The sequence below is a fragment of the Armatimonadota bacterium genome (genome assembly GCA_017303935.1).
In the GTDB taxonomy this organism is placed as follows: domain Bacteria; phylum Armatimonadota; class Fimbriimonadia; order Fimbriimonadales; family Fimbriimonadaceae; genus JAFLBD01.
This window is the reverse complement of record JAFLBD010000002.1, coordinates 649,832-673,420: the sequence shown is the minus strand read 5'-3', so window position 1 is coordinate 673,420 and position 23,589 is coordinate 649,832. Positions and strand designations below refer to the sequence as shown.

23 protein-coding genes are annotated in these 23,589 nt (G+C 53.2%); 14 read left to right on the top strand and 9 right to left on the bottom strand.

Going from position 1 to position 23,589, the window contains the following annotated elements; all coding sequences use genetic code 11:
* The first annotated feature begins 72 nt into the window (after positions 1–72).
* The 8 genes from J0L72_07730 to J0L72_07695 all read left to right on the top strand — a co-directional run bounded on the left by J0L72_07730 (position 73) and on the right by J0L72_07695 (position 8,063).
* The gene (locus tag J0L72_07730; protein ID MBN8690669.1) at positions 73–1,026 is read left to right on the top strand and encodes an ABC transporter ATP-binding protein; all 954 of its coding nucleotides are present in this window, start codon (positions 73–75) and stop codon (positions 1,024–1,026) included.
* A gap of 26 nt (positions 1,027–1,052) precedes the next feature.
* Positions 1,053–1,805, top strand: a complete 753-nt coding sequence (locus J0L72_07725) for an ABC transporter ATP-binding protein (protein ID MBN8690668.1) — start codon at positions 1,053–1,055, stop codon at positions 1,803–1,805.
* Positions 1,780–3,447 carry a hypothetical protein gene (locus J0L72_07720; protein ID MBN8690667.1) on the top strand — a complete coding sequence of 556 codons (1,668 nt, stop codon included), beginning with the start codon at positions 1,780–1,782 and terminating at the stop codon, positions 3,445–3,447. Before J0L72_07725 ends, J0L72_07720 begins: the two co-directional genes overlap by 26 nt.
* 81 nt (positions 3,448–3,528) lie before the next feature.
* Positions 3,529–4,680: a hypothetical protein gene (locus J0L72_07715; protein ID MBN8690666.1), complete on the top strand. Its 1,152-nt coding sequence runs from the start codon at positions 3,529–3,531 to the stop codon at positions 4,678–4,680.
* A 1-nt stretch (position 4,681) separates the two neighbouring features.
* Positions 4,682–5,440, top strand: coding sequence for a hypothetical protein (locus J0L72_07710; protein ID MBN8690665.1), 759 nt, complete (start codon positions 4,682–4,684; stop codon positions 5,438–5,440).
* A 4-nt stretch (positions 5,441–5,444) separates the two neighbouring features.
* Positions 5,445–6,206: a hypothetical protein gene (locus tag J0L72_07705; protein MBN8690664.1), complete on the top strand. Its 762-nt coding sequence runs from the start codon at positions 5,445–5,447 to the stop codon at positions 6,204–6,206.
* A 46-nt stretch (positions 6,207–6,252) separates the two neighbouring features.
* The gene (locus J0L72_07700) at positions 6,253–6,906 is read left to right on the top strand and encodes a hypothetical protein (GenBank protein MBN8690663.1); all 654 of its coding nucleotides are present in this window, start codon (positions 6,253–6,255) and stop codon (positions 6,904–6,906) included.
* Entirely contained in the window at positions 6,903–8,063 is a 1,161-nt protein-coding gene (locus J0L72_07695; GenBank protein ID MBN8690662.1) for a rod shape-determining protein RodA, read from the top strand. The genes J0L72_07700 and J0L72_07695 overlap by 4 nt, the downstream gene beginning before the upstream one ends.
* Here J0L72_07695 and serS read toward each other — a convergent pair.
* From serS to J0L72_07680, 3 genes are read right to left on the bottom strand one after another with little or no spacing between them, the layout of a single operon-like run.
* The gene (serS, locus tag J0L72_07690; protein ID MBN8690661.1) at positions 8,060–9,340 is read right to left on the bottom strand and encodes a serine--tRNA ligase; all 1,281 of its coding nucleotides are present in this window, start codon (positions 9,338–9,340) and stop codon (positions 8,060–8,062) included. The genes J0L72_07695 and serS overlap by 4 nt on opposite strands.
* 19 nt (positions 9,341–9,359) lie before the next feature.
* The gene (locus J0L72_07685) at positions 9,360–10,220 is read right to left on the bottom strand and encodes a glycosyltransferase family 2 protein (GenBank protein MBN8690660.1); all 861 of its coding nucleotides are present in this window, start codon (positions 10,218–10,220) and stop codon (positions 9,360–9,362) included.
* The gene (locus J0L72_07680; GenBank protein ID MBN8690659.1) at positions 10,217–11,200 is read right to left on the bottom strand and encodes an NAD-dependent epimerase/dehydratase family protein; all 984 of its coding nucleotides are present in this window, start codon (positions 11,198–11,200) and stop codon (positions 10,217–10,219) included. Before J0L72_07680 ends, J0L72_07685 begins: the two co-directional genes overlap by 4 nt.
* 44 nt (positions 11,201–11,244) lie before the next feature.
* On the opposite strand from J0L72_07680, the gene J0L72_07675 reads away from it, so the two are divergent.
* The gene (locus tag J0L72_07675; protein MBN8690658.1) at positions 11,245–11,817 is read left to right on the top strand and encodes a DUF899 family protein; all 573 of its coding nucleotides are present in this window, start codon (positions 11,245–11,247) and stop codon (positions 11,815–11,817) included.
* Here J0L72_07675 and J0L72_07670 read toward each other — a convergent pair.
* The gene (locus tag J0L72_07670; protein ID MBN8690657.1) at positions 11,814–12,728 is read right to left on the bottom strand and encodes a glycosyltransferase family 2 protein; all 915 of its coding nucleotides are present in this window, start codon (positions 12,726–12,728) and stop codon (positions 11,814–11,816) included. The genes J0L72_07675 and J0L72_07670 overlap by 4 nt on opposite strands.
* A gap of 174 nt (positions 12,729–12,902) precedes the next feature.
* Here J0L72_07670 and J0L72_07665 point away from each other — a divergent pair, with 174 nt between their 5' ends.
* The 3 genes from J0L72_07665 to J0L72_07655 are packed head-to-tail and all read left to right on the top strand — an operon-like array spanning position 12,903 to position 14,373.
* Entirely contained in the window at positions 12,903–13,619 is a 717-nt protein-coding gene (locus J0L72_07665; GenBank protein ID MBN8690656.1) for a redoxin domain-containing protein, read from the top strand.
* Positions 13,616–14,143: a redoxin domain-containing protein gene (locus J0L72_07660; GenBank protein MBN8690655.1), complete on the top strand. Its 528-nt coding sequence runs from the start codon at positions 13,616–13,618 to the stop codon at positions 14,141–14,143. Before J0L72_07665 ends, J0L72_07660 begins: the two co-directional genes overlap by 4 nt.
* Before the next feature lie 2 nt (positions 14,144–14,145).
* Positions 14,146–14,373 (top strand): DUF1289 domain-containing protein, encoded by a 228-nt coding sequence (locus J0L72_07655; protein MBN8690654.1) that lies wholly within the window; start codon positions 14,146–14,148, stop codon positions 14,371–14,373.
* Here the strand turns inward: J0L72_07655 and J0L72_07650 are convergent.
* The 3 genes from J0L72_07650 to J0L72_07640 form a co-directional block, all read right to left on the bottom strand.
* Entirely contained in the window at positions 14,341–15,093 is a 753-nt protein-coding gene (locus J0L72_07650) for a P-loop NTPase (protein MBN8690653.1), read from the bottom strand. The two genes, J0L72_07655 and J0L72_07650, sit on opposite strands and share 33 nt — an antisense overlap.
* A complete protein-coding gene (locus tag J0L72_07645; protein ID MBN8690652.1) occupies positions 15,084–15,635 on the bottom strand; it encodes a hypothetical protein in 552 nt (183 codons plus the stop codon). Before J0L72_07645 ends, J0L72_07650 begins: the two co-directional genes overlap by 10 nt.
* An 86-nt stretch (positions 15,636–15,721) precedes the next feature.
* Positions 15,722–18,319 carry a S8 family serine peptidase gene (locus tag J0L72_07640; protein ID MBN8690651.1) on the bottom strand — a complete coding sequence of 866 codons (2,598 nt, stop codon included), beginning with the start codon at positions 18,317–18,319 and terminating at the stop codon, positions 15,722–15,724.
* Positions 18,320–18,473: 154 nt separating this feature from the next.
* Between J0L72_07640 and J0L72_07635 the strand changes: the two genes are divergently transcribed.
* On the top strand, positions 18,474–19,682 hold the full coding sequence (locus J0L72_07635; protein MBN8690650.1) for a hydroxyacid dehydrogenase: 1,209 nt from the start codon (positions 18,474–18,476) through the stop codon (positions 19,680–19,682).
* A 19-nt stretch (positions 19,683–19,701) separates the two neighbouring features.
* Here the strand turns inward: J0L72_07635 and J0L72_07630 are convergent, their stop codons facing one another.
* Positions 19,702–20,106: a TfoX/Sxy family protein gene (locus tag J0L72_07630; GenBank protein ID MBN8690649.1), complete on the bottom strand. Its 405-nt coding sequence runs from the start codon at positions 20,104–20,106 to the stop codon at positions 19,702–19,704.
* A 64-nt stretch (positions 20,107–20,170) separates the two neighbouring features.
* On the opposite strand from J0L72_07630, the gene polA reads away from it, so the two are divergent.
* Positions 20,171–22,780, top strand: coding sequence for a DNA polymerase I (gene polA, locus J0L72_07625; protein ID MBN8690648.1), 2,610 nt, complete (start codon positions 20,171–20,173; stop codon positions 22,778–22,780).
* On the opposite strand, the gene J0L72_07620 is transcribed toward polA, so the two are convergent.
* Complete coding sequence (locus tag J0L72_07620; protein ID MBN8690647.1) at positions 22,767–23,435, bottom strand: LON peptidase substrate-binding domain-containing protein; 669 nt, start codon at positions 23,433–23,435, stop codon at positions 22,767–22,769. The two genes, polA and J0L72_07620, sit on opposite strands and share 14 nt — an antisense overlap.
* Between the last annotated feature and the right edge of the window lie 154 nt (positions 23,436–23,589).

Here is a 23,589-nt window from a genome sequence, read left to right as displayed (position 1 = left end):
GATACTGGCAGAACCCTGCAAATAGTTTCTTTGGTGGGACTAAAGAATTTTTGTAAGGTCATAATGAGGCACATGGCTCTGCTATCGGTGCGCGACCTAAATGTCAGCATTGGTCCTGCGCACATCTTGCGAGGGATCAGCTTTGATCTGGAGCCGGGCCAAACCCTTGGATTGGTCGGCGAATCGGGCTGTGGCAAGTCGATGCTGGGGCTTTCTTTGATGGGGATGTTGCCTCCCCATGCTCGGGTTGTACCGGGTTCCATCCTGTTTGAAAATCGCGAGCTCGTTGGGCTGAAAGAGCGCGAAATGAACGCCCTGCGAGGGGGTGACATCGCCCTTGTGATGCAGGACCCGTTCACCAGCTTGAACCCGCTGATGCGCATCAGCGACCAGATCGAAGAGGCGGTGATCTTGCACCAGGAAGTGGGAAAAGCTGCCGCTCGCACGATTGCGTTAGAGATGCTTCAGAAAGTGGGGATTCCTGATCCGGAGCTCGCCGCAAAGAAGTTTCCGCATGAGCTTAGCGGTGGTCAGCGCCAAAGGGTTGTCATCGCGATTGCGTTCTGCTGCAAGCCAAAGCTGCTTATTGCAGACGAGCCGACGACTGCGCTCGATGTGACTCTCGAAGCACAAATCCTGCGACTGATCTTGGATTTGCAAGCCGAGTGCAATACTGCGGTGATTCTCATTTCTCACAACATCGGCGTGATCGCGTCCATTTGTGACGAGATCGCAGTCGTATATGCGGGGCAATTCGTTGAGACAGGTCCGACGCCGAAAGTGCTGAAAACTCCTGGACACCCATACACCCAGAATTTGATGGCGGCAATGCCAAACAAGTCGAAGTCAAAACTCCAGGTCCTCTTAGGGCAGCCACCCGATTTCACCCAGATTGGAACAGAATGTGCCTTCTCGCCTCGGTGTGGTTCGGCATTTGAGAAGTGCAAAATCGCACCCGGTCCGCGAAACGTGGAGCAGGGCCACGATGCCCGGTGTTGGCTAGTGGGTTCTGAAACCCAGAACTAGCATCCACGCGTAATCTCCAGAGAACAATCGTGCTACAAGTTAACCAATTGGTCAAAGAATATCGGAAGTTCCGCGCTGTGGACAACCTAAATTTTTCGGTCGCTCCAGGCGAAATCGTCGGGATTCTTGGACCGAATGGCGCCGGTAAGACGACAGCTCTGCGGTGTATCGCGGGAATTCTCAGGCCTACCAGCGGCCAAATCTTGATCGGTGGGCACGATATTGTGCATCAACAATCCAAGGCGAAGGCGTTTACCGCGTTTGTCCCGGAAGTGCCTTCGTTGTACGAACTCTTGACCGTGGACGAACACCTGAAATTCGTCGCGATGTGCTTCAACAGGCTCGACTTGTACGAAGCCAAAGGTACTGAACTTCTGGACAAGTACGACTTGCTCGAAAAGAAGAACGAACTCGTCGCCACGCTCAGTAAAGGCATGCGCCAGAAGCTCTCAGTGGCCTGCGCGATGGTCCACGATGCCAAGCTTTTTCTCTTCGATGAACCTTTGATCGGCATTGACCCGAAAGGCGTTGCCGAGATCAAGCAAGAAATTCATGAGGCGGCCGCCGGGGGTGGATCGGTGTTGATCTCGACTCACCTACTCGACACGGCCGAAAAGCTCTGTGATCGAATTCTTATCATCGCCCGCGGAAAGCTCCTCTTCGACGGAACGCTGGCATCGCTGCGCAACAATAGTCACGACCAAGACGCGTCACTCGAATCCCTCTTCTTAAGATTGACCGGAGAATCTGAACTTGCAACCCCTCCTGTTTCTTCTTAAGTGCCAGATCAAAAACGGCATAAAGCGGGCGTTCACTTCCCCACGGCGCATGCTTGGGTTGGTGTTCTTCTTCGGCTATTACTTATCTGTATTTAGGCCGTTCGCGACTAGAGGCATGCCAATGCCTGAGCGCGCTCTGGTCGATATGCCGCCTGTTTCGGTACTCAATGCCTGTGCGTTCGGACTACTTTCGATGGCCGCTCTGCTCTATTGCATGAGCCTCACGACATACCGTAGCACTCACCGTCCAGCAGACGTCGACGTCCTGTTTCCGACTCCCATTTCGCCGAAACTCATCCTGGGACTGCGACTGCTTCGAGAGGCGTTGATGAACCTAATGTTGCCACTGGTGTTCCTATTGTTTGGGTTCAAACCGGCAAACATGGTCTGGGCATCAGTTGTCCGCGATCTAGATCCATCTGCCGCCGCGGCAACACTCCGATTCGGTGGCATTGCGTACTTCCTGATGGCGGCGACGCTATCCACTCTAGCCTTCGCGGGCGGACTTTATTTCCATCGACAAACCGTCGAGAGTGACCGCGCGCGCAAAATTGCCAATTGGGGCATTCTCCTTTGGATCACCGTCATCGTTGGCGGTGTTTCACTCGCGATCCGAGCCAATCCGACCTTAGAAGGTGCCCTCGGAGTCCTCAATTCGAGCTGGCTTCGGGGAGTTTTCTTCTTGCCAGGATTCGCCGCCGATTTTGCCTTGATGCCATTAACCCACGACACCGTGGGCGGACTGGCTGGCATAGGATTCTTGCTCGCAATGCTCGCGATGGCGTTGTATTTGGCGTTTTCTCAACACACTTGGCTCTATGAAATTGCTGCCCAGCGCGCCTCGGCCACGGTACAAACAGCGCGGTTCCGCCGTTCGGGTGACATGGTTTCAGTCGCTGCAGAATACGCTCGCACAAAGGGTGCCCGATCGCAGAAGGTCGGCTGGATTCAACGCCAAAAGTGGGTGGGGCCAAGCGCTCTCATTTGGAAGGACCTCCTGGTACAGCGCCGGAGTGTTTCAAGTATCGCACTCGTTTTTCCCTTGCTTGGAGTCCTCTTGTCAGGGCTTTTCGCTTTCACGGACGATACTCCGAGCAAGAACATCGGCTGGCTGCTTTCATTCGTGCTCGGAATGATGATCTTCGCGTGTGGCACCGTCACAGGGCAAAGCGGTTTTATCGAGATGCTCCAACGTCTCGATTCGCTGAAGCCGTTGCCGTTTTCTGCGCGCACGACCATCGCGTATGAAGTGATTTCGAAATCTTTGCTCGCGGTTGTTACGGCCATAGTCAGCTTCTTAGCCGCGATTGTGATGCTCCCTTCCCAGATTTCAATCCTCGGGCCTTCGATGATCCTTGGCATCTTCGGTTCGATTGTGATCAGTTCGGTGTACGTTCTCACCACCTTGATCTTCCCAGAGGTCGACGATCCAACCCAACGCGGTTTGAGGGGAGTGGTTCAGTTGCTCGCCATCGGCATCTGCTGCGTACCGTCCGCCAGCGTTTACCTCGCGCTATGCTTCGGTGCAAAGTGGCCGCCAATTCTTGCTGTGATTGTTCCGTGCGGGATGTATGTCGGCATCGCCTATATCCTATGGGCTCAGGCGGGCAAGATGTTTGCGGACTTTTCGCTTAATGATTGAACCTCAGACTGGTAATATGTCCAGGTATTCGCGGAACTTTGACCGTGGACTAAAGCGTTCCTGACTGCGAGACTGAGCGACATGGCTTCCAACCGAAAGATCAAACCCTCTTACAAGCTCTTCGCGGGCGCGGTGGGAGTTTTTGTAACTGGATACCTTGCTTGGAATGGTTATGCCGCGTTTCAGCTAAACGGAGTGGTTCTCGACCCGATGACTCCGACTCGGGTGAGCTTAATCGCGATCCGACCGGACGCTGGATACAAGATCATCGTTGCCAACCAGATGGCCCAGCTGATTGAAACATCTTCGATCGGCTCGCAGGCAAGCGATACCGACATCAACACTGATGTCTCTGGCGACACCAGTTCGCGAAAGCGGCTACCAGTCAAAGAGTTGTTGGGTTCGCTGCAGGGCGATCAAAAGGCACTTGGGGATTTCATCATGCGCATCAATGATATTGATCGCAACGACTTCGGCCCAGAGGCACCGGTGTGGACCTCCGAAAATATCCAAAAAGCAATCGACTCGCCCGGCCCGCTGCGCACCAAACTCGAAGATGATCTTAACGTCCGATTGGATGGAACTCCACTTGATCACGTCAGCATGAAGTCGGTTACGAACGGGATCACGATCGACATTCCGGTCAAGATCGCTGTCAACGGCTCAGAACCGAACAAGGTCGTGACCGCCAGAGTCCAGTCAAGCTATAAACCCCAGCTCAGCCTGGATATCGAAGATCGGCTTCAGTCGCGTTCAACCATTACGGATGCCATCATCCAGGGCGAATACCAAGCGATCGGGCGCGAAATCTTGTCTGGTAAACGGCCGCAAGAGCAGGTCAAGTCGATTCTGCTTCAGAGAATCAGCGCGGAACGAAGTTCCGAATTGGCAAAGGCACCCGCGAGAATTCTCGCTGCAACTTTTGTGCTGCTCACCACCGATCAGATGCAGGGGAGCCAGCTCTCGGTATACACCACATCAAACGGCGCAACCCTCGTGGACCTCACGATTCGCGTGAATGACCTCGGCAAAAAGAGGCTTTGGAAATACAGCCGAACCGAACCAGGGTTCCAATTGTTACTGACTGTAGATGGAATTCCGGTCGGAGCACCGAGAATTAGAGGAGAGATAATCTCAAACGATGTCAAAATTAGCCAACTCCCAGACGCGGGATTGGCAAAAGATACACAAAATGCCATTCAGGAGTGCCTGAAGGAAAAAGGAAATAGCTAGAGTGAACATTAAAAAGTCGTTGTTTGGAATGTTGGTGCTTGTTGTAACTGCAGGTTGCAACAACGCTTCGCCTGGATATAAGCCCGAAGAGGTCAAGTTGGTTTCGAGCGGGTTAATCAAAGCTGGCGAAGAAAGAAGGCTGTTCCCTCTCGAACGAGGCAACCAATGGGTTTTCGATATCGAAACAACGATCATTCGGCCAGACGGCAAACGCGAAACCGATCAAAAGGAAATGACCTATCGGTGCACGTCCGTTTTGAAGCAAGGCAAACGCACCTACTACGATCTTGAGTCTGTGATCGGTGATGATGTCATCGAAATCCAGCGGTGGTACTTCGAAGAAGGCGTAGGTTATTTCCAAGTTTCGGTCGGCTATCCCGCAAAGCCATTTGAACCACCAATCTGCGCGGTTCGCCTTCCGCTAGAACCAGGCAACCGATTTGATTGGAAGGGTGTCGGGTATGTCCCAGAAGGAATCAAAGCTCCTTCCACAGCGACCACCAAAATCCTCGGACTTCAACAAGTCGATACCGGCCTCGGACGAATGGAAGGTTATGCATTCGAAACCGAAGTCAAGTGGGCATCCGGACTTGCAAAACAGTCCACTTGGTGGGCCAAGGACGTTGGAATCGCTCGTTATCGCCAAGAGGTTGTCGCCGTCGCAAAGGACCAGAAAGGAAATCCGATCCGAATTATCGCGATTTCGGTGATGCGATTGAAAAGTATGAGCCTCAAATCGACAGCCAAGGGATCAGAATAATTCGATGAACCGAGTCACCGCTGGAATTCTATTAGGCGTTTTTGCTTCTGGAGCATTATCGGGCTGCGCGAGCCGTAGGACCGAACGCGATCATTCACAAGCGACGAAAGAGCCCGAAGCCTCCAAGCCAGCACCACCAGCAGAACCGACGGGAACGCCAGATAGCAGCAAGAACCTCGGAAATTTTGCCGAATTCCCTGCTGAATTGAAGCACGATGGATTCCTCTACGGTGGTTTCAACCAGCAATCCAAGACTCAGAAATATCGACTGACAACCCCAACGAATAAGAGCGAGGGCGAAGTCGTGACGCAGTATCTGGGCGAGGTTGACGGTAAGTACACGTTCAGCCGCGAACGAACAGACGGACTCGCCGTATTGGGTAGCGATACCGTTTCCATCACTAAGGGTGGCGTCGAAATGATCCAAGTGACTTTGGGCACCCTAGACAAGCCGTACATCGAAGTTCCAGCGAAACTAGCTCCTGGAACTACCTGGAAGGTGGACTCTAAGATGGAAGCCCCGAACGGCACGATCAACGAAAGTTCCTCGTTCAAAGTTGTTGGAGAAGAGACCGTCACCGTTCCTGCAGGAACCATGAAGGCTCTAAAAGTTGTAGGAACAGGCACGGGGTCTGTTGGAGACACAAAGTTCGAAACCAAATCCGAATTTTGGATGTCCAAGGAGTCCGGACTCGTAAAATTCTCGGTAACTCAAAAGCCAAAACAGGGCGATACACAAACCGTCACGCTTGAGCTAGTCAAGTAATTCAATTTAACTGAGAGCGCTTATGCCCAGCATCCCTTGCAGAACCATGTTTCTCCCGATATTCGGGGCTTTTCTGGTTCTGGCCATCAGCGGGTTTGGATGCAACTTCAAGGCCCAGCCTTTTGTCAAACACTCCGCCAGTGAATCCGAGCCATTGGCAAGCTTCAAGGCAGACTCTCTCCCATACAAAAGTGCGGATCTCGTCATAGCCGGCACGGCGATGCCAGTCGTTTTCGAAGCTGATCGCAAACCAGGTGAAGTCGTCTTTTTCCTGCGGTCCAAACATGGCGAGGTGCTCGAGCACGAGGCTTACCGGTTTGATGTCGGACAGTTCTCGCTTTGGCGTGCCGGTGGCGAACTTTATGAGCCTGTGATTCCGCTCCTAAAAGATCCGGTCAGTGCTGGTGCCAGTTGGGAATGGTCGGGCCAAATGTTCCCGGCGGTTGACGGTGAACCAGTTCGCAACTCTGAAGCAGTGCGCAAGGCGACCGCAAAGATCAGCTTGGCATCAGATACTCTAAACATATTGGGGGGCTCAAAGCCAGCCATGCGTGTGAACGTATTGCTTTCCATCGACTCCGGCAGCAATGTCCGCGCTCAGCGCACCTTGTCGTTCTGGTTTATGAAAGATCGTGGACTGGTGAAGCGTGACTTCGCTTTTGCATCCACACGAGGGCCATCCAATCGGGTCGAGCCTTGATCAGCACGTCAAAGTCCAATACCGAAAACAGAACCGCATTCCTGAGGTTGAACGCGCTCGATCCCATCCTGTTGGGTTGCGCCGTGATCCTCATCTGCTTCGGGCTTGCCGCACTCAACAGCATCGGCCCGCTGGCCAAAGACCCTGGAGCATTTAAGAAGCAACTACTACTACTTGCCATGGGAGTGGTGCCTTTCATGGTGTTCTGGCTCACTCCGGCAAACATCTGGCAAAAGGCTAGCAAATGGCTCTATGGCGTCAATGTCGTGCTACTCGCGCTAGTCCTGAAAGGTGGGACTGTCCGTGGTGGAGCCGAGCGATGGCTAGACATCGGTCCGATCCAATTTCAACCCTCAGAGCTCACGAAGATCCTTATCGTTCTTACTCTCTCAACACTCTTTGCCAAGCACAAGGATGAGGAGCGGGACGGGTTCACCACACTGATCACTTCGATGGTGCATGTCGCCGTGCCAGCTCTTCTCATCGCGGCCCAGCCTCACCTTGGCGCGACCTTATCCGTATTGCTGGCCTGGCTCATCATCTGTGTCATCAACAAGATTTCCTGGAAGCACATGCTGATCGCACTTGTGCTAGTGGCAGTCGCTGGAGGAACGTCTATCGCTGTCAACGACTACCAGCGTGGACGAGTGGAAGCGCTATTCGCAAAAGAGAAAGACGAGAAGGGAGATCACTTCCAACAAGATCGATCTATGATCTCGATCGGCTCGGGTGGGCCAACTGGCAAGGGGTATCTCAAAGGCGATTTCAAAGGTCAGCGATATGTGCCAGAGCAGCACAATGACTTCATTTTCTCACTCATTGGCCAAGAATTCGGCTTCGTCGGCAGCGCATTCCTGATGCTTGTCTATGTCGGATTCTTCCTGAGGGGATGGTTCCTCGCCTTGCGGATGGAAGACACATTCTCTCGCTCGGTGATGTTTGGACTCCTCACGATTTTGGGATTCCACTGGATCGTCAACATCTCGATGAATCTAGGCATTGGCCCCGTGGTTGGGCTGTGGCTTCCGTTCATCAGCTACGGCGGAACCTCGATGTGGCTCTGCCTGGCTTGCCTCGGAATCATGCTCAACCTGAGTGCCAACACCCAGGAATCGATGTTTGGCCGAAATGCCCCTCAAGCCTGGCTAGAGGATTAAGCAACCGGCTCGATCAGATCTGTGCCCATATATGGCTGCAGTGCCGGTGGAATCTTCACCGATCCATCGGCTTGCTGGTAGGTTTCCAGCAAAGCGCTAAACAACCGTGGCGTTGCTAATCCAGACCCATTGAGGATGTGTACGAACTCGTTTTCAGCACCTTGCTCCCGCTTGAACCGGATTTTTGCCCTGCGCGCTTGATACGATTCGAAGTTCGTGCAACTGGAAATCTCAAGATACTTCCCAACACCTGGAGACCAGACTTCAAGGTCGTAGCATTTACAACCCTTCTCGCCCATATCGCCTGCACAGAGCAGGACGACGCGGTAATGCAAGCCCAATGCTTGCAGAACACTCTCGGCGTCCTCGACCAAATTCTCCAGCTGTTCATAGCTATCCTCTGGCAAGCAGAACTTGACCAGCTCGACCTTGTCAAATTGGTGGATGCGCAGGAGCCCACGCGTGTCCTTTCCTGCCGCGCCAGCTTCGCGCCGGAAGCACGCAGAATAAGCCGCGTAATTGATCGGCAAATTCCACACTTCCAAGATCTCATCTCGGTGGAGATTAGTCACTGGAACCTCCGCCGTTGGGATCAAATACAGCTCATCGCGGGACTTGTACAGGTCTTCTTCAAACTTCGGAAGATTGCCCGTACCGATGAGCGAGTCGGCATTCACAAGGTACGGCGGATAGACTTCGGTGTAGCCTCGATTGGTGGTCTGGTGGTCGATCATGAAGCTGATCAACGCCCGCTGAAGACGTGCACCTACTCCGGTATAGACCGGAAATCCGCTACCCGTTATCTTTGCCCCGCGAGGAAGATCGAGCAAGCGGCATTGATCGGCAATATCCCAATGAGCCTTCGGCTCGAACCCAAACTTGGGCTGCTCCATCCATTCGCGGACGACAACATTTTCTTCGGGAGTTGAGCCGTCCGGAACGCTTTCGTGAGGAAGATTCGGAAACTGCAATTCCAAGTTATTGAGCTGAAATTCGAGTTCCTTTTCTTTGGCTTCCATTTCTTGGATAGCCCTTTTCAGTTCGCCGGTTTCGCTCTTGGCGGCTTCTGCCTCTTCCTTCTTTCCTTGGCCCATCAGCGCGCCAATGGCTTTGCTCTTGGCGTTCATCTGAGAACGCAGATCATCGATCTTCGGTTTGATTGCCCGAAATTCGCCATCAACTTGCAAAAACTCCTGCGAAGGTACTTCGACCCCTTTTCGGCGGCATTGTGCCACCACAAAGTCCATATTTTCGCGCAGTAGTTTCCGATCAAGCATGCCCAGATTGTACCGGGAGTCAGATGATTCGCCCCAAGGCGGCGGACAGCACTCCGCGTTTGAACCGTGAGATCACAGTCGTGGGGCACAGCTTGATCGCTAGCTTCAAGTATTTGCGAAGCCCCTCGACATCCTCTTTGCGATAGGCATGACTCGCCAGAGCGAGATACGTTTCGCCTAGTGGTTTTCCTTGTAACCACGGCATGTTGCCCAAATGACTGATCACCACCTTGGCACCGGCATCGGCGACCTGGGCCGGGAAGTTGGACGAGAGCGATCCTTCATGCTCTCGATAGTCGTACAAAACTTCGTCTATCGGCAATAGCGGACCGACTTGTCGCAGCCTGATCCAATAATCCAGGTCCTCGGCAAGGACCATCTCAGGATTGTAATCGCCGACCTGTTCGTACGCCTCGCGCCGATACAGAAAACACGCACCGCACCACGGTTGAATCGATTGCTCTTCGACCGGCTTCGCTCTAAACACAGTCTTAGGGTTGAGGTTGTGATCAACGATGTTCATCGAGGCGTATACCCCGGCGGCATCTTTCGCTGCCTCCAGAACCTCGGCCATCCTTCCAATCGCCCCAGGGTGATACAGATTGTCGTCAGAAGTCCAAGTTAAATAGTCTCCTGATGTTGCGGCAAAACCGATGTTTAGCGAGCGTGGTAAACGCTGGTTCGGATCATTTCGAATCGACCGAAAACGAGAATCCTTCGTACACCATTCCGCGACGATCTCCGGCGTGGCATCGGACGAAGAATCGTCCACCACAATGATCTCCAATTCGCGATAAGTCTGCTCACAGACGCTCGCCAGAGCTTGCGGCAGAAGATCGGCCCGGTTGTGCGTCGGCAACACAACGGAGACTTTCTTCATCCCAAAATCTTATCTTCTTTGCTCGCCGGGAGACCACTTCCAGACTTTCTTTCTCGGTGGAAGTCGAGAGTCTGAAGGTAACTCCAAGAATCCTTGATCGTCTGCGACATCGGTCGGATCGAGTGCCCTGTTGCTAGCGCTTTTTCGACCGAGCATTGTAGGAAATTCGTGTCGCGATTCGCCATCGGAAGCCAAAGTGTCATTTCCTTCCAAAAGGCGACCTCGTTTGTTTCCAGTTGCTCGTCGCTCATCGGAACGAATTCGCAATTCGGATTCACTTCCGAACGAATCATCTCAAGGACTTCGTTCATCGGATGGACCGCACCATTCACGTTAAAAACTCCAAATTTCTCTTTCTGTACGCAGTGCGTGATGAACGCAGCGGTATCGCGCACATCAGCAAGTTGCCAGTTGATATTCGTATCTTGGGGCACGATTACCCGTTGCCGATGCCCGATTCTCTCGATCCAATCTCCAAACCTGTCGGTATGGTCGTATGGCCCAACTTGCAATCCGATCCGGTGGTAGGTCACTCGGTCGCCAAATTCGCGCTCAAGCTCTCGCTCACAAAGCACTTTTAGCGCGCCATAAGTCTCGCCAGTGATGTCCGCGTTCTCATCCTGCCCCTCGGGCATTTCTAGAATTTCGGAATCCTCTTTCCAAGGTGTTGGGCTTGGCGCATATATCGAAATCGTGCTCACAAAGGAGACTTGACCGACATTCCCTTTCAAGGCATTGGCCATGTTTCGGATTACTCGCGGCCGGTAAGCCGAGACATCGACGACTGCATCAAATGTTCTGCCTTCGAGGGCGGAGACATCGCTCTCTCGGTCACCGATCAAATGCTCAACTTGCCCTTCGAAGAGTCCAGGGCCAGTTTTTCCACGATGAAAAATCGAAACCTTCTCGCCATTGGCAAGCAGATCCTCGACGATAGCCTTCCCGACAAATTGAGTTCCACCCAGAACCAAAATTCCCATGATTAAATTCGATCATGACAGAGAACAGCAGGTAACCTCCCGCCATGAACGACTCCCAAGAACGAATACTGGAATTAGTCCAGGAAATAGAAGCAAAACGTCAAGAAATTTTGGATCTCACCTTGGCTCGACCACCGATGACGGTTACTGATTATGAGTTCCTCGACGGCGCAGGGAATCCCGTTAAGCTCTCCGATCTGTTCGGAGATAAGGACGAGATGATTCTCTATCACAACATGGGGCCAAAGTGTCACTACTGCATGCTTTGGGCAGATGGAATGAATGGCTTCACGCCCCATTTCGAAGATCGCGCCGCCTTCGTGGTCACAATGCCAACGCCTGCCGCTGAGATGACCGCTTACGCTGAATCAAGAGGATGGAAGTTCAAATGCGTGAGCGTGCTAGGAACATCCGTTTTGCACGACTTGGGGTTCGAACCTGTTGTGGGTGAAGGCACATGGCCAGGATTCACGACGCTGAGCAAGAATTCCGACGGCACGATTTCAAGGCATTCCAGCTCGTTCTTTGGGCCGGGAGATGACTTCTGCGCGGTGTGGCACATGTTCCGCCACTTGCCAAAGGGCGTCAACGACTGGGAACCAAAGCGCTCTTATTAGAGCTTGCGGATACCGAGAAGATTCGCGAGCCTCAACAAAGCAAACTTTGGGAATCGCGGATCTTTTACGATGAAAAATCCCGCTTGCACAGCATAGCTAAAGTACTTTCCGGGAGGGCTCGCAAGTGCGTTGGTCATTGCAAACGTGGCCAAAAGCTTCTTTTCTTGCTCTGGATTCATCCAAGACAATCGTTCTTTGAACTGCCGGACAACTTCATGCGGGGAATGGTACTTCCGTGAGAGCGAATGTGGGCTCTGATTGTAAACCGTCAACGCCTGCGCGATTCGGAAAGCAGGGCCGATCTCCTTAGCCGCCCGAATCATGATCTCGACATCCTCTGCGAGGACTAGATTCGTGCTGGTGCCGCCGATCTTGAGGTAGTCGTCACGTCGCATGGATAAAGAGGAACCGCAAGTCCAATTTCTGTGGTCGAACATCTCTTCCCATTCGACACGACCTTCTTTATCGCCACCGCCAACGCCCGCGATTCTGCCATCACTGCGCACGCGTTGAACTTGATCAAACACAAAGCTCGGAACGAATGGATTGCCCTTCCACGCGTCAAGGTGCTTTTCGATCTTCGTGGGCATCCATGTATCGTCAGCGTCCAAGAACATGACGATGTCCCCTGTGGCTTCGCGTACACCGACATTTCGAGCCGCACCTGGGCCTTGATTCTTGGTCGTGATTACTTTTACGTTCTTTCGGCGACAGATTTCCGCCGTGTTGTCCGTTGAGCCGTCATCGACAACAATGATCTCGTATGCGCCGACCGTTTGGGAGGCAATGGACATCAACGCAAGGGCGATGGTACGCGAGGCATTGAATGCAGGAATGATCACAGACACTCGCCGAGCGTGAGAATGCTCCGGTTTGACTGTCGATTGTTGGGATTCTATTCCTGAAATCACTTACCTAAATTTGGCAGATTGCGCTGCCGTCCCCTCTACCCTAGCGTTGCCAAATGATAATACACCAATTCCACACTTGACCAGTCAAATATCGAACAACATTTAATTTTCTATCAGGTACCTTGATCTAGGTGCCGAGTTCACTTTGTCGGTGCCGATCAATTGACCGAAGGAATGAAAAGTCAGCTTCCAATTCGCAGTTTGTGGATCGCCTTTGCGATCGCAGCTTCAGCAACAGCTGTCCTTCTGGCCCTCCCGCACGACGCCAAGAAGAAATTAGACCCCAGTTACGCTGGATTCTCTTCTGATAGCGCGAAGCAGCTTCAGATGAGGCCCCAGGTTGACCATCCCGTAACACCAGAGATGAGCAAAGTGGCCAGCGATCTCTCGCAAAAGAAAGCTCCTGCATTTAATCTCAAGGGTACCGATGGAAAAGAGTACAGCCTCACCGAACTCACAAAGGATAAACCACTCTTAATCTTCTTTGTGGAAAGGGAATGCCCGTGCTGCCTTGGCGCAAAGTATTTTGTCGACCGGTTGATCGACCTGTATCCGGGCCAAATCAATGCTGTGGGAATCATCAATGCAAAGGGCGCTAAAGCAGAGCGCTGGGCACGGGTGACGAAGCCACGTTTCATCGTCTTGGAAGACTTCGAGCAAAAGGCGATCCGGGCTTATTCCGCAGAACGCGGTGTATACACGACGCTCATCGCTCAAGGTGGCACAATCGCCAAGGCTTATCCTGGCTATAGCAAGAGCATGCTCCAAGAGCTCAGCAACGATGTGGCGAACCTGCTCAAAGTCGAGCCAAAGAAATTTGTATCTAAAGCCGCGCCGGATGAAATGACTTCTGGCTGCGTCTTTCCTGACCCTACTACCGACAAACTATGAAATCTAGATTCACCTTCGCCGTCATCGCCGTTCTCGCTTGTGCAGCTTTCGCCCAAAACGTACCAACCTTTAAGTTGGCGAGTACAAGCGGAAAGTCATTTACTCAAGCTGACCTCAAAGGCAAACCGACCCTTCTCGTCTTTCTCAAGGCTGGCTGCCCCCACAATCCCAAGAGCATGCCCGACTTCACTCGGCTCAGCAAGCAAGTCGCCGGCAAAATGAATCTGGTGCTGGTGACCAATATCACTCAAAGTGAAGCCAAACCCTATGCTAAGGAAATCAAGTCTAGTTTGCCGCTTGTCTCCGACCCAAACCGAGTTCTGATCAAGCTGGCAGGGGCAAAGCACAGTCTCGACATGGGGCTTGTCTCCTCTGATGGCAAGAAGATCGTCGCGACTTACGAGGGCTATAGCAAGCAAGTTCTAGCGCAGGTTCTTGCGGATGTTGTGGCTTCGGGCGGTCCCAAACTCAACTTGGACCTCTCCAAATATCCTTCGAGCCTTCAATCCGGCTGTAGTTTCTAACTTTGAGGATTCGACTGCCCCGCCCCGATGAGACCTTGGTGCAACAAGTTTTGCCATGTCCATCACCTTGCGTGAAGCGATGCGGAGTAGACGAAACCTTCCGCTGTTCTGGATGCCTAAGAACCGGGCGGCAAATAGCATCGTGGCTCGATCTATCAGACCGAGCCAGATGGGAATTGGTTGCTGAACTAGACGTATTACGCAGCGACCGTTCTCGCGGTGCTGGCTAGCAGTACTGCAAGAGCGTCGAAGTCTTCACTTGCCGCGCAATTTGGATCGCCGAGGACCACCGGAGTCCGCTTTCGGATCGATTCCATCGCTTTGAGATCTGCGCGAATTCCGCCAAGGAATCCTGGTTTCTTCTGCAGATACTGCTGGCAAATCAATCCAAGCGTGCGGTGAACCTTTTGGGCTTCATCCGCGCTCTGCACCTGATTCACGAGGATCGAAACATGTGCGTCCGGTTTCTTCTTCCACAATACTTTGGCGGTTGCGTAAGCATCGGTGACGCTGGTTGGATCCGGCGTCGTCACCAAAATTGTTTCTTGGGCAAGGTTCAGGAAAGTCATGACCTTTTGATCCAGGCCGGCGCCCGTATCGAAAATCAAGTAGTCGCATTCCGCTTCCAACTCCTCGAACTGGCCGATGAAAGTCGCCATTCGTTTTGGACCCGCATTCATCAGGCCATTCACAGCCGACCCACCCGTAACCACACGGATTCCCGCGGGCCCCGGAGTCAAGATTTCGGCCAAGGACCGCTCACCAAAAACTACGTGCTGAAGGTTGAATTCAGGCTCCAGATTCAGCGCAATGTCCAAGTTTGCCAATTGAAGGTCCGCATCGAACAAGATCGTTTTGTGCTTTCGCTTGGAGAGAGCAACTGCCAAGTTGATCGCGACGAGTGTCTTGCCAACACCGCCTTTTCCTCCAGAAACTGCAATTACGCGCATTGATCCGTGCCTCCTTGGCTGATCGCCCGAATGAGTGCTTTCCGATCCTGCTGCGCATCGAGCTTTTTAACTTTGAGCTTCGTGGGTGCGCTCACCTTTGGCTTTGCCACTGAAAATCCATAGCTGCGCTGAATCGCATGCCGCAAAGCAGTGGGTTGAGCCAGAACGAGTCGCAATCTCCGATTCGCGATCAGCTGAACTTCGTCCGTAGTCACGACATCCAGCGGGTCTGAGATCACACAGGTCAGCGTATCGACGTCAACTTCGACCGGGAGAATCTGGCGGGTGATTGCGAGAGAATATGGGATGACCTTGAGGGCAGCAGGGTCAGGATGAATCCCCTCGACGTCGGTTGTGTTCAGCATGAATTGCTGAGCCAAGCAGTCAAGCACTGCGAGTTCGTCGGCGTACCCTTTTGCGATCACGGCCTCGCCAAATCGGCACGCGACCGACCGTTGATATTGCAATACTTGCGTCAGCTGGTCATCGGTGAGATAGCCGTTCTCCACCATCCATTCGCCCATCCTGCGATAAATCGTCATCTTATGTTGAATTGTCGGCAGAGAATCAAGAAAAAAGAACCCTTAGCCAAAGCGGCTAAGGGTTCTCGATTTTCTCCTGAAACGAGTTACGGATTAACCGTGATCGTTCGGGTTTGGGTTACGCCAAACCGAGTCGCCGAGATCGTCGCAGGTGTGGCAACACCTGGTCGAGTCGTGCTAATCGTGAAGTTGGCAGAGGTTCGTCCCGAAGGAATCACCACTCGAGCTGCCACTCGTGCCACTGCGGTGTTGCTGCTCGACAGCAGAACAGTCGCACCACCCGATGGAGCAGGTCCGTCCAGAGTGACCGTTCCGGTCAAGGAGGTTCCACCAGTGATCACGGCGGCCGAGGTAGTCACGCTCATCAGGTTGGCGCGAACCACTCGAAGCGGGGCCGATGTCGAAACCGATCCGCGTCGTGCAGTGATGTCGAGGTCTACCGGTTCAACCAACGATTTTGTCGTGATGTTGAACGTGATAGAGGTCTGACCAGCTGGGATCAGAACCCAGTTTCGAGTTGGCTTTGCGATAGTTGGTCGCGAACTGGAAAGGTAGATCGTCGCGCCGCCAGCAGGTGCAGGAGACGAGAGATTCACGGTTCCAGTAAGCCCAAGCCCACCGATGATTTCATTTGTGCTGAGCACCAGCGCGCCGGACATATTGACCGGAGTCACTGTGAGTTCAGAGCTGACCGAACCAGAGTTGTTGCCTGCCACGATCGAGGCTGTCACGGCATTTTGTACCGATCGAGTGCCGATTGTGAAGGAGGCTTGAGTCTGATTCGCAGGAATCACGACGGTTCGCGGGACGCTCACAGCAGCCGTGTTGTTGGTGAACAACGTAACGGTCGTCGGAGTGGATCGCGAGGTGAACATGTAAACGGTTCCGATTGCTTGTTCGACGCCACCGATCACCGAACCTGGATCAACAGTCACTCGCTCCAGATCGCCAGCGATTGGCGCGGAGATAATGACCGTCACATCTTGCGAACCCGAAGGTCGAAGACCAGTTCCCTTGTGAGAAACGCGAATGTTATAGTTGCCCGAAGTTGGGTTGTTGACCAGAACTTGCTCAACGTTGTCCACGATGTTATCGCCACGGGTAGCAGCGTTCGCCGGGTTGTTCGGGTCAAGCTTCCATGGGAGATAAGTGGTGTTGGTGTCGGTGTTGATCACGCGAAGATCAAGGTCGTTCACCAGCTTAGGAGTTCGGTCGTTCAGAGTTTCTGCAACAACGTTTCCGGCTGGATCAGTCCAGCAGATCGTCACCTTGAGGGCCGATCCTGCACCAATCTGAATTGGGATATTGATCGTACCGCCCGAGTTCAATCGGCGCTCTGCAATCACGTTCGGATTGAAGGCAGCCTTCGAAATGACGTCAGCAGCAGTGGCGACATTGATCTGTCCCCATCCAAATGCGTAGTCTGGACCGGGATTTGCACCAGCTTCATCAGCAGTGTGAATCAGCAGGCCGCGCATCGTTGCGCCGCGAGGTGTGCGGTTCAACGTGGTGGCAAAGTGTCCAAGAAGTTGCGCGGTGGCACCGCAGACTGCAGGGGACGAGAACGAAGTTCCGTCGCCAGCCGAATATCCTCCGCCTGGTTCTGCAACAACGATGTTCACACCTGGTGCAACGACGTCTGGCTTAATTCGGCCGTCGTCGGTTGGACCCCAGCAGCTAAAGCTCGACATCACGACGCTGGATGGGCCAGTGTAGCCTGCCGGATTTTTGCGAGTAGCACCCACAACGACGAGGTTCTTCGCCGACTTTTCAAGGTTCAAGCTATCGTAGCCAGGACCAACGCCGTCGAGGTCTCGAACGACTTGGCTGCTCGCCCATGCTCCGTTCTCGAACACCCAGTGATCGATTGGCTGAGTATCAGGACCTTCGTTTCGGGAGTTACCTGCCGAAGCGCAAGCCATGAAGTTGGGGCTGTTGTACAACATGTCGTCCCAGGCACGTGCTTCGTTGTTGTAGTAGCCGAGGCTCGATTCGGTGGTTGTGCTGATCGCAGGATCGCCGAACCAAACCCACTTGCCATCGCCGCGTGCACCGAAAATCCAGCCCACGTTGGTTCCGTACGAGTGGTTCGAAACTCGGACGCCTTGAGAGGCGCCAGTGGTCATTTCGGCCAAGTCGTTGTTCCAATCGTATGCCCAAATGTTGGCGGTGTAAGCCATACCACGAGCATCAGCAAGCAAGCCTGTGCAAGCTGCAATGCTAGCCGTATTGGTAGGGTGACCACCAACTGGCCCGCCGTCTTTGACGGTCAATCGTGAACCAAACTCAGGGATCGAGTCAGCAACGCCGCCGTCCCAAACACCGAGCGTAATGCCGGCACCGGTGAGCGATAAGCCCAGGCCGCCACCTGGCCAAACCGAAGCCGCACTGATCGTTTTGGCTTGGTCTCGGTCCATGGTGTACATATAAATTGGGCGTCCACCCTCGACTCTTCGAATCGAACCGTGAACGCCGTTTGGTAGGGTCACATCGACTGGCCAGTTATTGGCCGCCGCCCAAAATAATGCTTGTTGACGCTGTGCTTCCGCGACTGCCTTCAGGTTGGCAGCGTATGCAGAAACTTGCGCCGGTGTTTGCGCGTTCGCAGTCGCTACGCCGAGTGCGATTGCACCCAGAGCCAGCGCACGCCCAAGCACGTGAAAGAGTTGACTACTCCGCTTCATATTCTCCTCAGATAATGCCTAACAGGAGCCGCTCAGCGACCCCAGATTCATCCTCATAATACTATACGAATTACGGGGACTACGCGAATCTACTGTAATGGTCGGTAAATCTTGCAAAAACCCTGCACGATTTACCGGAGTAAACTCAATCCTAATGAAGGTTTTAGTTGCCGATAAGTTCGAAGATATTGGTCTAGCCGGGCTACGTGACCTCGGAGTCGAGGTCGAATACAACCCAGACCTCAAGGATGCGTCTCTGGTCGAGGCGATCAAAGAGCACGCGCCATCCGTACTTGTGGTCCGCTCCACCAAGGTCCCAGCCGAAGCGATCAACGATTCCAGCCTCGGGCTCATCATCCGCGCGGGTGCCGGATACAACACGATCGACGTCCAAGCCGCAAGCAACAATGGCGTTTACGTCGCCAACTGTCCGGGCAAAAACAGCCACGCAGTCGCCGAACTCGCATTTGGACTCATCCTAAACTGTGACCGACAGATCGCCGACAACGTGATTGAACTCCGAAACGGCGTTTGGAACAAAAAGAAATTTAGCAAGAGTCGAGGTCTGTATGGCCGAACTCTCGGCTTGGTCGGTATGGGGATGATCGGCCAGGCCATGGTTCCTGTTGCAAAGGCATTCGGCATGAATGTCGTCTCGTTTAGCCGATGGATGACCGCAGATGTGGCCGCCGCACTCGGCATCGGTCGAAGTGAATCACTCAACGAAGTCGCCGAAGTTGCGGACGTGATCTCCGTACACGTTGCGCTCACTCCACAGACCAAGGGCATGCTCAACAAGGCCTTTTTTGACCGATTGAAGCCTGGCACGATTTTCATCAACACAAGCCGCGCCGAAGTCGTGGATCAAGCCGCACTGGAAGAGGCCGTAAAGTCCGGCAAAGTGCGCGCTGGTCTAGACGTTTTTGAAGGCGAACCATCCGGTGGAGAGGGAACCTATGAAGGTTCAATGCGCGATCTCCAAGGCGCGTACTGCACCCATCACATCGGCGCCAGTACAGATGAGGCTCAAAACGCAGTCGCGCTCGAAGTGGTTCGAATTGTTCGCGATTACCGAACGACTGGACATCCGCCAAATGTGGTCAATATTCCGTCCGGCGATGCGGCAACTCATCTCCTGGTGATCCGGCATGCGGACCGAGTCGGAGTGCTCGCCGATATTTTGGTCGCGCTGAAATCCGACGGAGTCAATGTGCAGGAAATGGAGAACATCGTGCTCGGTCCTAGCCACGCGGCGATCGCACAAATCGCGGTTACTAAATCACCGTCGCCAAGCATCATCCACTCAATCCGCAACAACGCGAACGTGTTTGATATTCAGGTAATCGAGATCGTCAAAAGCTGAACGAACCGCTGCGCTCAGGTCAATTCACTTGTTTGGCCTGAGCGTAGTTTGCGCTCAGCTCAATCCAGAAGCAAAACTGCTCGTGGTTGTCCAGCACGGCTTTGGGCATCCGCACATATTCCTTCATTGGCTCCGCGCTGGGATCGGTGCGCATCAATTCGGCACCAGGAATCTCGAGAGCTTTCTGAAGATCATCGGGGCAGAGTTTGAGCCCAACGTCCTCGTTGTACAGAAAGGCGAACATCTTCTCGCCCGTGTAGACTCCCATCCCGTTGAACATTCGCCGTGCTCGAACATCATAGGCCTCGGCGGCTTTCATCACTTGCTCGTAGCGTAGGGGTCTGTAAACCATCAGGTTGTACCGGCAATAAGGATAGAACTTATCACGTCCTCGTTGAACGAGGTTTCGAGAATAGATTCTCATTGTACCTGCAACCTTCTAAAACTGCTAGAAAATTCTGGTTTGTAGGGGTACGCTCGGTTGGACTATGCCCCCAAAACGGCTTTTGCTGATCGACGGATACTCCCTTCTGTTTCGCTCCTTTTATGCCACTCGGTATATGAGCACGAGCGATGGGCGCCCCACCAATGCGCTCTATGGATTTACGTCGATGGTATTCAGCCTGATCGGGCAATTCCAGCCAGATTGCATCGTGGTGGCGCTAGATGCCCACGCCAAAACCTTTCGACATGAAGAGTTTGAAGCGTACAAGGGCACTCGCAAGGAAACTCCACCTGAACTGGTCGAACAACTCTTAGGTTCGCGGGAACTGATTGAAGCGCTGGGAATCCCGATGATCGAGATGCCCGGGTTCGAAGCCGACGATGTCGTCGGAACATTGTCTAAGCAGGCAGAAGAAAATGGCTATCACACCGTGATCATCACCGGTGACTTAGACGCCCTCCAATTGGTCGACCACTGTGTGACTGTGGTAACCCCAAAGCAAGGCGTTTCCGAAGTTTCGACCTACGACCCCGATGCAGTGAAGGCGAGGTACGGATTCGATCCGGAATACATTCCGGACTACAAGGCTTTGGTTGGCGACACAAGCGACAACATTCCCGGAGTTCCTGGCATCGGCGACAAGTCCGCTTCGAAGCTCATTCAAGAATATGGAACGGTCGAAAACATCATGGCCAAGATCGGCGAAGTGGAGGAGAAGTTCCGAAAGAAGCTGGAGCCTGCGCTTGAACAGATTCCGAAATCGAAGTGGCTAGCAACCATCGTTCGGCAAGTACCGCTGGAGTTCAATTTCAATCCATTTCGAATCGACGAAACCCACCTGGAACGAGCCGAAAAACTGCTGGTTCAGCTTGAATTCAAATCTCACGCAAAGAGGTTCCCCGTGTTATTCGCGCGCTACCAAGAGGGCGGTGCGGGAGGAATCGGCAACGCTCCAACGGAGATCGTCGCCGAAGCGATTGAGCCGGATTTGAAGGGCGAAATACGATCTGTCGCCGAATGGCAAAAGATCTCCTTTGGTCGCAAGTACGGCATTTTCTTTGCCGCCTCGACGGCGCAGTCGTCCATGTTCGATACCGACGAAACCTCTGGCAGGGCTTACCTCGCCATTGGCAAAGAAGTTTGGCAAGCACCGGCGGCTCTAGGCAAAGAGATCTTCTTGGACAACCCAGCTTCAGCGATCGGTCACGATGTCAAATCGCTTTACAAGAAGGCTGAATTGAACCTAACCGCGCCCGGAATGGACACGATGATCGCGGCCTATGTGCTCCAGTCTGGCCGATCGAACTACACAGTGGGCGATATCATCCAGGGTTACCTCGACACCGCACACCCAGGTACCGCCGAACAAATCGCCGTCGGACTTTCGATGGTCTACCCGGTGATGACCGATCGAGTGAAGGCCGAAGACCAAACCCGAATTCTCAATGATATTGAGCTTCCACTGATCCCCATTCTTGCCGAAATGGAAGGGCATGGAATCCGGCTCAGCACCGAGTTCCTTGTCGACATGTCGCATTCGCTGGAAGAGCAAATCGGCCTTTCCAAGGCAAAAATTTTCGAGCTGGCAGGGCAAGAGTTTTTGATCGCCAGTCCGAAGCAGCTCGGCGAAGTGCTGTTTGAGAAGATGGAGATTCCGGGCGGCAAGAAGACCAAAACCGGATGGGCGACCGGCGCAGAAATTTTGCAAGAGATCGAGCACCCGATTGCGGCTGAAGTCCAGCACTTCCGGGAATTGAGCAAGCTCAAAAGCACCTATTCCGATTCGCTTCCGAGGATGGTGGCGGAGGATGGACGCATCCACACGAGTTTCAACCAAACGGTTGCCGCAACAGGCCGACTTAGCTCAAACGAACCGAATCTACAAAACATTCCGATTCGAACGGAACTGGGGCGTCAAATCCGTAAGGCGTTTATTGCGGGCGAAGGCTACAGCCTCGCGTCACTGGACTACAGCCAGATCGAATTACGCCTCCTGGCACATCTTTGCGAAGATGAAAATCTAGTCAAGGCGTTCAACGACCGTGTCGATGTTCACACGGTGACGGCTGCGCTGATGTTCAACCTGGAGCAATCCGAGGTTTCGAAGGAACAACGAAGGCTCGCCAAAATGCTCAATTACGCAGTGCTCTATGGTGTGACCGATTTCGGATTGGCGCAACAATTGGGAGCAGGGTTCGATACCAAAGCCGCAAAGGCCCTGATCGAGCAGTATTTCGAGCGATTCCCCACCGTCAAGAAATTCACTGAAAGTGTCGTCGAAACCGCCCGGAGCAAGAGCTTTACGACCACACTGATGGGGCGGCGACGATACTTCCCTGACATCCATAACTCGAATCGCGCCGTTCGCCAATATGCCGAGCGACAAGCGATGAATGCTCCTATTCAGGGCGCGGCGAGCGATTTGGTCAAAATGGCCATGATTGATGTCCGAAAGAAACTGGGATCAGCGCAAACTCGAATGCTGCTACAGGTTCACGACGAACTCGTTTTCGAGCTAAAAGATGGAGAGGACAGTTTGCTCAGCCCAGTCAAGCACTTGATGGAAGAAGCAATGCCGATTTCGGTGCCGATTGAAGTCGATGCCAAAGTGGGCGAAAATTGGAGCGAAATGAAGCCGATCAGTTTGGCGTGATCCACTCGCTGAGATGTTCGACAGTCAACCGTTTAACATCCTGAACTTTGCTTTCGATAATCTGCTTTTCGATCAGAGGAATAAGCTCGTCAAGTCGTTCTTCGGTACTCGTGAGTTCGAGTAGTCGCTGTTTGATCGTGTTATCTAAGTTCAAAAACTTCGCCACGACAAAGCTGAGTGCCGTCGGATCTTCCGGTAATTGAATATCGATATTGAAGTCGGGCCTTGCGAGCATGCCGTTAATCAGCAAACGAAACTCCTCGATCATCTGGGCGCAGAGTGAAAGCAAACGAGGCGAGCCAAACTGCTTTTGTTCGATGAGCGGCTCACACATCCCAACCAAATAAGGCTTGTCCTCAATCAGTCGTCGAATGCGAAATCGCCGTTCACCATACACGCTCACGTGCATGCGACCATCCGGATAGCGGTGGACTTGGTCAATCCTAGCTGCGGTGCCGACCAAATACGGCTCGGCGATTCCACCCACTTCTTGCCCTTGCCGGATCAGCGAGACGCCAAATGGCAAGTCGTACTCGAGACAATTGTTGATCATTTCGCGATAGCGAGGCTCGAAGATGTGTAGCTGCAACCGCTCGTAGGGCAGCAACACCGCATGTAATGGGAAAAGCGGAATTTCTTCGAGGTGATCAGACACTTCACCGTCATTATACGGATGTCACAAAAAATTGCACGGATCGCAAGAGTGTTAGAAGTTGGTCCTAGTGGCCGAACTCTTGCCAGTTTTATCCCGTCAAGGGAACTGGACTTTCGACCATCAACGTACAACGCATGGTCTGGCGGGGTAATCT

Excerpts from the sequence above, each read along its gene's own strand:
- J0L72_07730 (MBN8690669.1), top strand. The coding sequence starts at position 73 with ATGGCTCTGCTATCGGTGCGCGACCTAAATGTCAGCATTGGTCCTGCG.
- J0L72_07715 (MBN8690666.1), top strand. The coding sequence starts at position 3,529 with ATGGCTTCCAACCGAAAGATCAAACCCTCTTACAAGCTCTTCGCGGGC.
- J0L72_07705 (MBN8690664.1), top strand. The coding sequence starts at position 5,445 with ATGAACCGAGTCACCGCTGGAATTCTATTAGGCGTTTTTGCTTCTGGA.
- J0L72_07700 (MBN8690663.1), top strand. The coding sequence starts at position 6,253 with ATGTTTCTCCCGATATTCGGGGCTTTTCTGGTTCTGGCCATCAGCGGG.
- serS (MBN8690661.1), bottom strand. The coding sequence starts at position 9,340 with ATGCTTGATCGGAAACTACTGCGCGAAAATATGGACTTTGTGGTGGCA.
- J0L72_07685 (MBN8690660.1), bottom strand. The coding sequence starts at position 10,220 with ATGAAGAAAGTCTCCGTTGTGTTGCCGACGCACAACCGGGCCGATCTT.
- J0L72_07680 (MBN8690659.1), bottom strand. The coding sequence starts at position 11,200 with ATGGGAATTTTGGTTCTGGGTGGAACTCAATTTGTCGGGAAGGCTATC.
- J0L72_07675 (MBN8690658.1), top strand. The coding sequence starts at position 11,245 with ATGAACGACTCCCAAGAACGAATACTGGAATTAGTCCAGGAAATAGAA.
- J0L72_07665 (MBN8690656.1), top strand. The coding sequence starts at position 12,903 with ATGAAAAGTCAGCTTCCAATTCGCAGTTTGTGGATCGCCTTTGCGATC.
- J0L72_07660 (MBN8690655.1), top strand. The coding sequence starts at position 13,616 with ATGAAATCTAGATTCACCTTCGCCGTCATCGCCGTTCTCGCTTGTGCA.
- J0L72_07650 (MBN8690653.1), bottom strand. The coding sequence starts at position 15,093 with ATGCGCGTAATTGCAGTTTCTGGAGGAAAAGGCGGTGTTGGCAAGACA.
- J0L72_07645 (MBN8690652.1), bottom strand. The coding sequence starts at position 15,635 with ATGACGATTTATCGCAGGATGGGCGAATGGATGGTGGAGAACGGCTAT.
- J0L72_07640 (MBN8690651.1), bottom strand. The coding sequence starts at position 18,319 with ATGAAGCGGAGTAGTCAACTCTTTCACGTGCTTGGGCGTGCGCTGGCT.
- J0L72_07635 (MBN8690650.1), top strand. The coding sequence starts at position 18,474 with ATGAAGGTTTTAGTTGCCGATAAGTTCGAAGATATTGGTCTAGCCGGG.
- J0L72_07630 (MBN8690649.1), bottom strand. The coding sequence starts at position 20,106 with ATGAGAATCTATTCTCGAAACCTCGTTCAACGAGGACGTGATAAGTTC.
- polA (MBN8690648.1), top strand. The coding sequence starts at position 20,171 with ATGCCCCCAAAACGGCTTTTGCTGATCGACGGATACTCCCTTCTGTTT.